Source organism: Variovorax sp. J22P240, assembly GCF_030316855.1.
GTDB lineage: Bacteria > Pseudomonadota > Gammaproteobacteria > Burkholderiales > Burkholderiaceae_C > Variovorax.
In genome coordinates, this window is record NZ_JASZYR010000002.1 from 308,428 (window position 1) to 318,753 (window position 10,326).

At 64.5% G+C, this 10,326-nt stretch carries 10 protein-coding genes; 8 read left to right on the top strand and 2 right to left on the bottom strand.

Annotation, left to right across the window (positions count from 1 at the left end):
- Positions 1-111 precede the first annotated feature (111 nt).
- Complete coding sequence (locus QTI24_RS08370; protein WP_444814739.1) at positions 112-1,158, bottom strand: putative 2-aminoethylphosphonate ABC transporter substrate-binding protein; 1,047 nt, start codon at positions 1,156-1,158, stop codon at positions 112-114.
- 143 nt (positions 1,159-1,301) lie between these two features.
- Between QTI24_RS08370 and QTI24_RS08375 the strand changes: the two genes are divergently transcribed.
- The 6 genes from QTI24_RS08375 (at position 1,302) to QTI24_RS08400 (ending at position 7,186) form a co-directional block, all read left to right on the top strand.
- Positions 1,302-2,030, top strand: a complete 729-nt coding sequence (locus tag QTI24_RS08375) for a phosphonate utilization associated transcriptional regulator (RefSeq protein WP_286599682.1) — start codon at positions 1,302-1,304, stop codon at positions 2,028-2,030.
- A gap of 1 nt (position 2,031) precedes the next feature.
- Complete coding sequence (gene phnA, locus QTI24_RS08380; RefSeq protein ID WP_286599683.1) at positions 2,032-3,258, top strand: phosphonoacetate hydrolase; 1,227 nt, start codon at positions 2,032-2,034, stop codon at positions 3,256-3,258.
- A 32-nt stretch (positions 3,259-3,290) separates the two neighbouring features.
- Positions 3,291-4,727, top strand: a complete 1,437-nt coding sequence (phnY, locus tag QTI24_RS08385; protein WP_503011223.1) for a phosphonoacetaldehyde dehydrogenase — start codon at positions 3,291-3,293, stop codon at positions 4,725-4,727.
- Between the two features lie 2 nt (positions 4,728-4,729).
- The gene (locus tag QTI24_RS08390; RefSeq protein WP_286599685.1) at positions 4,730-5,302 is read left to right on the top strand and encodes a phosphonate degradation HD-domain oxygenase; all 573 of its coding nucleotides are present in this window, start codon (positions 4,730-4,732) and stop codon (positions 5,300-5,302) included.
- 6 nt (positions 5,303-5,308) lie between these two features.
- Complete coding sequence (locus tag QTI24_RS08395; protein ID WP_286599686.1) at positions 5,309-6,697, top strand: FAD-dependent oxidoreductase; 1,389 nt, start codon at positions 5,309-5,311, stop codon at positions 6,695-6,697.
- Positions 6,698-6,808: 111 nt separating this feature from the next.
- On the top strand, positions 6,809-7,186 hold the full coding sequence (locus QTI24_RS08400; protein WP_286599687.1) for a nuclear transport factor 2 family protein: 378 nt from the start codon (positions 6,809-6,811) through the stop codon (positions 7,184-7,186).
- A gap of 24 nt (positions 7,187-7,210) precedes the next feature.
- Here QTI24_RS08400 and QTI24_RS08405 read toward each other — a convergent pair whose 3' ends face one another.
- Positions 7,211-7,540, bottom strand: a complete 330-nt coding sequence (locus QTI24_RS08405) for a thioredoxin family protein (protein WP_286600075.1) — start codon at positions 7,538-7,540, stop codon at positions 7,211-7,213.
- A 249-nt stretch (positions 7,541-7,789) separates the two neighbouring features.
- Here QTI24_RS08405 and QTI24_RS08410 point away from each other — a divergent pair, with 249 nt between their 5' ends.
- Both QTI24_RS08410 and QTI24_RS08415 read left to right on the top strand, forming a co-directional pair.
- Complete coding sequence (locus QTI24_RS08410; RefSeq protein WP_286599688.1) at positions 7,790-9,568, top strand: ShlB/FhaC/HecB family hemolysin secretion/activation protein; 1,779 nt, start codon at positions 7,790-7,792, stop codon at positions 9,566-9,568.
- A gap of 14 nt (positions 9,569-9,582) precedes the next feature.
- Positions 9,583-10,293, top strand: coding sequence for a hypothetical protein (locus tag QTI24_RS08415; protein WP_286599689.1), 711 nt, complete (start codon positions 9,583-9,585; stop codon positions 10,291-10,293).
- Positions 10,294-10,326: the final 33 nt, after the last annotated feature.

A 10,326-nucleotide genomic window follows, 5' to 3' on the forward strand; every position in this document is an offset into this window, starting at 1 on the left:
TGAGACGCGTATCCCTGCCAGAAACACCGCGGAACCGGCTTTGCCGGGCCGCTGGTGTTGCCCCCGGCAGGGGGGGGCGGCTACACGAAGTGAGCCAACCTGGGGGCGAGCCTAGTTACTTTTCGCTTCTGCCTTGCCTTCGTAGCGCTTGCTCCATTCGGCCAGGATGCGCTCGCGGTTCTTGGCTGACCAGTTCAGGTCGTTCTTGGCCAGCAGCTTTTCGTAGTTTTCCGGGATGCCTTCCAGCTTCTTCGCCACGCCGGGGTAGGCGACGATGGCCCACCAGTTGGAGGTGACCTGGTTGGCCTCCTTGCTGGCCATCCAGTCCGCCAGGCGCTTGGCCTGCTCCATCTTCTTGGTGGTCTTCATGACGCCGGTGGCCTCGATGTCCCAGCCCAGGCCTTCCTTGGGGAAGACCAGTTCGACCGGCGCGCCCGACTTCTTCACCTGGTGTGCCCGGAACTCGAAGGAGATGCCAATCGGGAATTCCCCGGCACCGGCCTGCTTGCAGGGCTTGGAGCCCGAATGCACGTATTGCGCGATGTTTTCATGGAGGGCATCCATGTACTTCCAGCCCTCGGGCTCGCCCCACATCTGCAGCCAGGCGGCCACGTCGAGATAGCCGGTGCCGCTGGAAGCCGGGTGCGGCATCACGATCGCGCCCTTGTAGATGGGCTTCGTGAGGTCCTTCCAGCTCTCGGGCTTTGGCAATCCGCGCTTCTGGGCTTCGACCGTGTTGAAGCAGATCGTCGCGGCCCAGACGTCCATGCCGACCCAGGCGGGCGGGCTCTTGCTGTCCGAATAGGCGGGCGTCAGCGCCTTGAAGCCCTTCGGCTCATACGCGGCGAGCATGCCTTCCTGGTCAAGGAGGGCGAGGCTGCTGGCTGCGACGCCGGCCACCACATCGGCCTGGGGATTGGCTTTTTCGGCCAGCAGCTTGGCGGTCACGATGCCGGTGGAGTCGCGAACCCACTTCACTTCGATGTCCGGATTGGCCTTTTCGAAGCCGTCCTTGTAGAGCTTCATCGCATCGGTTTCGAGGGCGGTGTAGACGAGAAGTGGCGTCCGTTGCTGGGCCAGCGCGGCACCCGTGGCAAAGGCAAGCATGGCGGCGCACAGGGCGATCGCGAGAGGACGCGCGCTCTTTCGTGTGTTCATCGTTTTCTCCGGTAGAGAGGGGGTTGGACTGATCACTGCCCAAGCTCTTGACTGGCTTCGGTGGGCTCAATGTAGGTTGTCGATTGGAGACTGTCAATAAAAAATTGTTGACAGTTGGCAATTCGAAGCGAAAAATGCGCTGCATGCAAACGAACAAGTCGACCGCCGCCCTAGCTTTTCTGCAATCCAGTTCGCTGCCGATGCTGGTGCAAGAGGAGATCGAGCGACTCATCATGACGGGCGAGTTGGCGGTCGGGAGCCGCATCAACGAGAGTGAACTCTCGCTGCGCTTCAACACCAGCCGCGGCCCGATCAGGGAGGCCTTGCGGGCGCTGGAAGAAGCGGGCCTGGTGCGCAACGAAAAGAACCGCGGCGTGTTCGTGCGCGAGATCGCCTTCGAGGAAGCCGACGAGATCTACGAACTTCGCGAGGCGCTGGAAGAAATCATCGGCCGCCGCGTGACGCGCGCCATCGCGCCTGATGCGCTCGAGCGCCTCAAGGCCATGCTCGACCCCATGAAATCCGCCGCGCAGGCGGAGGACCTGGAGCAGTACGCGCAGCTCAATCTGCAGTTCCACGAGATCCTGCTCGACACCGCAGGCAGCCAGAAGCTGACCGAGACCTACAAGCGCCTGATCAAGGAGCTGTCCCTGTTTCGCATGCGCGCCCTCGATGGCGGCGGCGGCCTGCGCGTGTCGGTCGATGAACACCGCGAGATCGTCGAGGCCATCGCTTCCGGCGATGCCGACCGTGCTGGCCGCGTGATGCGCGAGCACGTCGCGGGCAGCCGCGCTCGAATGCACAAGGCCCTGGGCCGCTCTGATACCGCGCAAATCGTGCCAATCACTCACTCACCTACCAAGGAAGCTTGAAATGACAACGGAGACCATCGAAGTCAACGCCAGGAACTACCGCTGGATGAGCCGGCCCGTGGTCGTTGTGTGCGTGGACGGCTGCGAGCCCGCCTATCTCGACGCCGCCGTGGCAGCAGGCGTTGCCCCGTACCTCGCGCGCATGATGAAGACGGGCGCCAATCTGCTGGCGGACTGCGTGGTGCCTTCGTTCACCAACCCCAACAACCTGTCGATCGTCACGGGCGCGCCCCCGGCCGTGCATGGCATCTGCGGCAATTACTTCTTCGACCGCGAACTCGGCGAGGAAGTCATGATGAACGACCCCAAGTACCTGCGCGCCGGCACCGTGCTGGCCGCGTTCGCGGACGCGGGCGCCAAGGTGGCCGTGGTCACGGCCAAGGACAAGCTGCGCAAGCTCCTCGGCAACCACATGAAGGGCATCTGCTTCTCGTCTGAGAAGGCCGACCAGGTGACGCTGGTCGAGAACGGCATCGACAACGTGCTCGATCTCGTCCGCATGCCGGTGCCTTCGGTGTACAGCGCCGAACTGTCCGAATTCGTCTTCGCTGCCGGCGTCAAGCTGATGGAGACGCGCCGCCCCGACCTGATGTACCTGTCGACCACCGACTACGTACAGCACAAGGCAGCGCCCGGCAGCGCCGCCGCGAACTCGTTCTACGCGATGATGGACCGCTACCTCGCGCAGCTCGACGAGCTCGGCGCCACTATCGTGCTCACGGCCGACCACGGCATGAACGACAAGCACGACAGCGACGGCAAGCCCAACGTGATCTACCTGCAGGATGTGCTGGACGGCTGGTATGGCGTCGACAAGGCGCGCGTCATCCTCCCGATCACCGACCCCTACGTGGTGCACCACGGCGCGCTCGGTTCTTTCGCGACGGTGTATGCGCCCGACGAAGCCACCGCTGCGCAATGGATCCTGCGCATCAAGGAGGTGCCGGGCATGGAGTCGGTACTCTCCCGCGCCGAAGCGGCGAAGCGCTTCGAGCTGCCGCCGGACCGCATCGGCGACATCGTCGTCGTCAGCGAACGCAACACCGTGATCGGCACCTCGGCCAGCCGGCACGATCTGTCCGCGCTCGAAGTGCCACTGCGCTCGCACGGCGGCGTGTCGGAACAGCGCGTGCCGCTGATCTGCAACCGGCCCGTCAACGGCATCGCCAGCAGCCGTCGCCTGCGCAACTTCGACGCTCTCGATCTCGCGCTGAACCACGCCCAGTAACGTCGCACGGAAGCACCACGATGAGCCAGCCCATGCCGAAGCCAGCCGACATCCACTGCGAAGCCCTGCGCATTGCCGGCGAGCGCGTCTATCGCGACGAGGTGATCGAGGTCACCTATCCGTACTCGGGGGAGGTGGTCGCCACCGTGCCCAAGGCGACGCTGGAAGACGTGCGCCGCGCCTACCGCATTGCACGCGACTACAAGCCGACGCTGACCCGCTACGAACGCTACAAGATCCTGATGCGCGCCGGCGAAATCATCGCCTCGCGACTCGACGAAATCTCCCGCACGATCACGCTCGAATCCGGCCTTTGCCGCAAGGACTCGCTGTACGAAGTCGGCCGTGCCTCCGATGTGCTGCTCTTCGCCGCGAACCAGGCGCTGGTCGATGACGGCCAGGTCTTTTCCTGCGACCTGACGCATCACGGCAAGAGCCGCAAGGTCTACACGCTGCGCGAGCCGCTGCTGGGTGTCATCACGGCGATCACGCCCTTCAACCATCCGCTGAACCAGGTGATCCACAAGGTGGCGCCGGCCATCGCGACCAATAACCGCATCGTGCTCAAGCCGAGCGAGAAGACGCCGCTGACTGCCTTTGTCCTCGCCGACATCCTGTATGAAGCGGGCCTGCCGCCGGAGATGCTCTCGGTCATCACCGGCGACCCGCGCGAGATTGCCGACGAGATGCTGACGAACCCTGACGTCGATCTCGTCACCTTCACCGGCGGCGTCGCGATCGGCAAGTACATCGCGGGCAAGGCCACCTACAAGCGGCAGATCCTCGAACTCGGCGGCAACGATCCCATCATCGTGATGGAGGATGCCGACATCGAGGAGGCCGCCACGCTCGCCGCCAGCGGCTCGTACAAGAACTCGGGCCAGCGGTGCACGGCCATCAAGCGCATGCTCGTGCACGAGGCCGTGGCGGACCGGTTCGTCGAACTGCTGGTGCAGAAAACCAAGGCCCTGAAGTATGGCGACCCCATGGATCCGACCATGGACATGGGCACGGTGATCGACGAAGCCGCTGCGATCCAGTTCGAGTCGGTGGTCAACGAAGCCATCGCTGGGGGAGCCAAGCTGCTCTGCGGCAACGTGCGCCGTGGCGCGCTGTATTCGCCGACCGTGCTCGACCGCGTCGACCCGGAGATGACGGTGGCCAAGCACGAGACCTTCGGCCCGGTTTCGCCGGTCATCCGCTTCGGCAGCATCGAGGAAGCGATCCGCATCTCCAACGGCACGGCCTATGGCCTGTCGTCATCGGTATGCACGAACCGGCTCGACTACATCACGCGCTTCATCCGCGAGCTCCACGTCGGCAGCGTCAACGTTCGCGAGGTGCCGGGCTACCGGCTCGAACTCACGCCTTTCGGCGGCATCAAGGACTCGGGCCTGGGCTACAAGGAAGGCGTGCTCGAAGCGATGAAGAGCTTCACCAACAGCAAGACCTATTCGCTCCCCTGGTAACCATGAGCCTCACCATTTCCGACATCGTCGGCCTGTTCGAGTCGAAAGGCCACGCCCAGTACGACGGCGAGCCGGTGACACAACTCGAGCATGCGCTGCAGTCTGCCCATCTGGCGGAGCAGGAGGGCGCCGACAGTGCCTTGATCACGGCCTCGCTGTTGCACGATCTTGGCCATCTACTGCACGACTTCGGCGGCACGCCGACGCAGCAGGGTCTGGACGATCTGCACCAGTACCGCTGCCTGCCCTTTCTTCGTTCGCTGTTCGGTCCGGCAACGCTGGAGCCGATCCGGCTGCACGTGGACGCGAAGCGCTTCCTGTGCGCCCGCGTGGCCGGTTACCTCGAATCGCTATCGCCTGATTCGAAGCGCAGCCTGGCGCTGCAAGGCGGCGTCTTCGACGACGCGCAGGCCAAGGCCTTCGAAGCCCTGCCCTTCGCCAGCGACGCGGTGCGCCTGCGCCGTTGGGACGACACGGCCAAGTCCGCCGATGCCGTGGTGCCGGACCTGGCGCATTTCGTTCGCCACATGGAAACCTGCGCCGCCGATCATCGGCGTGCAGCCGTAGCGGCCTAGACCGGCATGCGTCCGTTCTGGATCGAGCAGGCGCTCTTCAACGACGGCGATCTCGCGCCGGCCCTGCAAGGCGCGCAGCGTGCCGATGTCTGCATCGTCGGAGGCGGCTTCACCGGCCTCTGGACGGCGATCCAGGCCAAGCAGCAGGATCCGTCGCTGGACATCGCGATCGTCGAGAGCGATCTCTGCGGGGCGGGCGCCAGCGGGCGCAACGGCGGCTGCCTTCTGACATGGTCTGCCAAGTTCTTCACCTTGCGCCGGCTTTTTGGCGAAGCCGAGGCGATCCGATTGGTGAAGGCCTCGGAAGCGGTGGTGGACCACATCGCCGGCTTCTGCCGCGCGCACGACATCGACGCCGAACTGCGCCAGGACGGGACGCTCTACACCGCGACCTCGCAGGCGCAGATAGGCACACTCGATCCGGTGATGCAGGCTCTGGAGGGTTGCGGCATCAAGTCGTACTATCCGCTGCCACCCGAGCAAGTGGCGCGCCGCTCCGGTTCGGCGCGCAATCTCGCCGGGGTGTATTCGCCGATCGCGGCGACCGTGCATCCCGGCAAGCTGGTTCGCGGCCTGCGCCGCGCAGCGCTTGCGATGGGGATCCGAATCTACGAGCGCAGCCCGATGCTCGACTTCAGCACCGGCCATCCGGTCACCGTGCGCACGCCCTGCGGCAGCATCGAGGCGAAGAAGCTGGTGCTGGCGATCAATGCATGGATGGCGAGCACCTTCCCGCAGTTCGAACGCACCATCGCCGTCGTGTCGAGCGACATGGTGATCACCGAACGATGCCCGGACCTGCTCCGGCAGAGCGGTCTGGTCGACGGTGTCTCGGTGCTGGATTCGCGCACCTTCGTCTACTACTACCGCAGCACGGTCGACGGGCGGATCATGCTGGGCAAGGGCGGCAATACCTTTTCGTGGGGAGGGCGCATCGCACCGGTCTTTGACCAGAGGTCGCCCTACGAGGCAGAGCTGACGGAGGCATTGCGTTCGTTTTTCCCGGCATTGCGCGACACGCCGATCACGGCGAGTTGGAACGGGCCATCGGACCGTTCCGTCACAGGCTTCCCCTTCTTTGGCAAGCTCGACGGCGCCCCGCACATCTGCTACGGCTTCGGCTACTCGGGCAATGGCGTCGGGCCGAGTTACATGGGCGGCCAGATCCTGTCGTCCATGCTGCTCGACCAGGACAACGCATGGACCCGGAGCCCGCTGACGAAAGGGCCGCTCGGCCACTTTCCGCCGGAGCCGATCCGCTATGTCGGCTCCATCGTGGTTCGCAACGCGATCCGCCGGAAGGAGCGTGCGGAAGACGAGAACCGCCAACCCTGGCTCGTTGATCGGATGCTCAGCAAATTTGCGAACGCGGCGGGGAAATCGGACAAGGCCTGATCCGGCGGTGCGTGGACATGACCTGCCACGTCATCGACCTGCGGCACTGTCATTGCGACCATTCATTCACCCCGCGCTGTTGCGGGTCGTGAACATTGAAAAGGAATCGCCATGAACACCGCCACTTCCGATGCCGACCATGTCGCAGAGCACTACATCGCCGTCTGGAACGAGACTGACGAATCCCGTCGGCTGAAGCTGCTCGAAACTCACTGGGCCGACGATGCGCACTACGTCGACCCCATCATGCAGGGCAGCGGTCGCTCGCAGATCAGCGCGCTGGTCGGCGGCGTGCACCAGCGCTACCCCGGTTTCCGCTTCGCGCTCAAGGGCCGGCCCGACGGCCACGGCGATCAGCTCCGCTTCTCATGGACCCTTGGCCCGAGCGGATCGGAAGACCTGATCGAGGGAACGGACTTCGTCCAACTCGAGGCAGGCAAGCTGCGCTCGGTAACGGGCTTCCTCGACAAGGTGCCGGCCGGAGCCTGATGCGCGGGCGCGGGCAGTCGTGGCCTAGCGCTCGGCAGCTTGCGCTTGTTCCAACTCCCGCCGGATCAGCGAAGCGCTCTCTGGCCGCACCACCCGGCCCACTTCCTTGCCATCCCGCATGAAGACCAGCGTCGGCCACAGCTTGATGCGAAACGACCGACCCAGAGGCCGCCCGCTCCCATCCTCGATCTTAAGGTGCCGCAATGGCGACGCGCCGGAAAAGGCTTCGGCGATCAGCGGCTGCGCCATCTTGCAGAAGCCACACCAATCGGTTCCGAACTCGACCACCGTGAGACCGGGAAGCGCGTCGACCTCCGCGCGCGAAGGTGCAACAGTCGCATAACTTTCATTCATCGCAAGATTCTGCGCGACCGGCAGCAACTTCGCTTGTCACGCGGCCGCCGAAGCGCGGCCCGTTGGTGGAACGCCGCGGAACCGGCTCCGCCGGGCCGCGTGCGGTAAAGAGATCTCCGCTGAGTTTTCGGACAAATCTGATGGACTCTTTGATGCGGCCGTTCATAGACTGACCAGCAAGAGGCGTCTGCTCTTCCTGCACGCCGAGAAGCTCCATACCCGCGCCCATTCGACGCGGCAATAAGAACGATGTCATTTCTTTCCCGCCGGTGGGCGCGGCCCACGGTGGCTGCTCACCGTGCTCCAAAAATCTCGGCCTCCATCCTCTCGCCCCTCCTTCTGACTGGGTTGGCCGCGTCGTTCGCGGCTCACGCGCAGATCGCTTCGACACCGCGTCCCGTCATCGAGGAGCAGCGCCAGCAAGAGCGCGAACGTGCGCTGCGCGAGCAGCAGGAGCGCACGGTCGATGCGCGCGTGCCCCGACAGGCAGCCGCAGAATCACAGCGCCTGCCCGATGATGAAACGCCGTGCTTCCGCATAGATCGCGTGGTCCTCTCCGGCGAGCGCTCCGACGCGTTCCAGTGGGCGCTCGACGCCATCGCCGGCCCCCAGGGTGACGACTCACCCGTCGGTCGTTGCCTCGGCACCGAGGGCGTCAACATCGTGCTCACGCGCGTGCAACAGGCGGTCATCGCGGCCGGCTATGTCACCTCGCGCGTGCTCGCGGGTTCACAAGACCTCACCAAGGGCGAACTCACCCTCACGCTGATTCCCGGCCGCATCGCCGCCATCCGCTTCGACGGCGAGGGCACGCCCACCAGCCTGCGCACCGCCATCCCCGCGCGAGTTGGCGACCTTCTCAACCTGCGCGACATCGAGCAGGGCCTGGAAAACCTCAAACGCGTGCCCACCGCAGAGGCCGACATCCAGATCGAGCCGTCGAATGCCGTCAATGCGCAGCCCGGCGACAGCGATCTCGTCGTCAAGTATGCGCAGAGCCGGCACCTGCGTTCGTCGCTCAGCATCGACGACAGCGGCACCGAATCGACAGGCCTCTACCAAGCGGGCGTCACAGTTTCCGTCGACAACCCCTTCGGCCTGAATGACCTTTTTTACGTCAACGCCACCCATAGCATCGACGGCCACTGGTTCACGAATCCCGACAAAAGCACCGGCGGACAGATCGTTCACTACTCCGTTCCCTATGGCGACTGGCTGTTCAGCACGACGGCATCGCAGAACGACTACCACCAGAACGTTGCGGGCTACTTTCAGAACTACGTCTATGCCGGCGAGAGCAGCAACGCCGGAGCCAGTGTCTCCCGATTGCTATATCGCGATCAGCACCGCAAGACCATCGCGAGCGTGCGAGCCTTCCGGCGCTCCTCGCACAACTACATCGACGACACCGAGATCGAAGTCCAGCGCCGTGTCGTCGGCGGCTGGGAACTGGGCCTGAACCACCGCGAGTTCATCGGCCCGGCCACGCTCGACGGCAATCTCGTCTACCGACGCGGCACGGGGGCCTTTGGATCCATTCCCGCGCCCGAGGAGCCTTTTGGCGAAGGCACCTCCCGCATGCGAATCATCACGGCCGACCTGGGCGTGAACCTGCCCTTCGAACTCAACGGACAGACGCTCCGCTATTCAGGTCTCTGGCGCGCGCAGTGGAACCGCACGCCGCTCACGCCGCAGGACATGTTCTCCATCGGCGGGCGCTTCACCGTGCGCGGATTCGATGGCGAGTTGACCTTGTCGGGCGACCGTGGGTGGCTTGTCCGAAACGACATCGGCTTGGCGCTCGGAGCGAGCGGCGCCGAGTTGTATGCGGGCATCGACTACGGCGAGGTCGGCGGCCTCTTCGTTGACCAGTTGATTGGCAGCCATCTCGCCGGCGGCGTGATCGGGCTGCGGGGCGTCTTCCAAGGACTGAACTACGACATGTTCGTGGGCGCACCCATCAACAAACCCGAGGGCTTCCGCACAGCGTCAGTCACGGCGGGCTTCAACCTCAATTTCAGCTTCTGAGAGTCACCAGGCATATGAGAGCAAAGTCTCGCGCGATAGCGCTACTTCTGACGGTTTCGATCGCAGCGGCGTTGGCAGGCTGCGCGTCCGGGCCAGCGGAACCCAAGCCCGAGATTCGTCGGTTTACGCTCATCCCGGTCGCGTCGCCGCTCCACGTCAGTACCGCGAACAAGACGCTGGCGTTGCCTCTGGTGCCGGCACTCATCGTCTCGTCGATCGACAACCGCTGGAAGAGCGCGCGTTTCGACGAGAAGCTCGCGAGCGTTCGCAAGGCGATGGGCGAGAAGATGACTGCTGCGCTGCTGAAAGAACTGGCGGCCCAAGGCTTCGAAGTCACTCTTCTTGAGAACGTTCACCGGCCCGCCGACGATCCGGACGCTATCGACTACAAGCGCTTGCCGACACGCGAGCCTGTCCTGCATGTGACCTTCGATGAGGTCGGGATGTACGCGGGCCGCCTGTCCATCGACTACCAACCCAAGGTCAATGTGTCGGCCCAACTCTGGGCACGCCCCGGCGACAAGGCGTGGCTCGTGAGCGAGACCTTCTTCTTCGGTGCCGATTCCAGCGGCGACGACGACTGGAGCGCGCCCGCCGATCCCAAGTACCGCTACCCCGACTTCGACACCTTGATGTCCAAGTCCGACGAAGTGGCCGAGAGCTACGACGTCGCGATTCAAGCCCTCGCGAAGCGCGTCGCTTCGCAACTGCGCGCCCAACTTTGACGAGGGGCGGCGCAGCCGCCAGGGGAAAGAAAC

Coding starts and splice junctions, on each gene's coding strand:
- QTI24_RS08410 (WP_286599688.1), top strand. CDS start 7,790: ATGTCATTTCTTTCCCGCCGGTGGGCGCGGCCCACGGTGGCTGCTCAC.
- phnY (WP_503011223.1), top strand. CDS start 3,291: ATGCCGAAGCCAGCCGACATCCACTGCGAAGCCCTGCGCATTGCCGGC.
- QTI24_RS08375 (WP_286599682.1), top strand. CDS start 1,302: ATGCAAACGAACAAGTCGACCGCCGCCCTAGCTTTTCTGCAATCCAGT.
- phnA (WP_286599683.1), top strand. CDS start 2,032: ATGACAACGGAGACCATCGAAGTCAACGCCAGGAACTACCGCTGGATG.
- QTI24_RS08390 (WP_286599685.1), top strand. CDS start 4,730: ATGAGCCTCACCATTTCCGACATCGTCGGCCTGTTCGAGTCGAAAGGC.
- QTI24_RS08400 (WP_286599687.1), top strand. CDS start 6,809: ATGAACACCGCCACTTCCGATGCCGACCATGTCGCAGAGCACTACATC.
- QTI24_RS08370 (WP_444814739.1), bottom strand. CDS start 1,158: ATGAACACACGAAAGAGCGCGCGTCCTCTCGCGATCGCCCTGTGCGCC.
- QTI24_RS08415 (WP_286599689.1), top strand. CDS start 9,583: ATGAGAGCAAAGTCTCGCGCGATAGCGCTACTTCTGACGGTTTCGATC.
- QTI24_RS08405 (WP_286600075.1), bottom strand. CDS start 7,540: ATGAATGAAAGTTATGCGACTGTTGCACCTTCGCGCGCGGAGGTCGAC.
- QTI24_RS08395 (WP_286599686.1), top strand. CDS start 5,309: ATGCGTCCGTTCTGGATCGAGCAGGCGCTCTTCAACGACGGCGATCTC.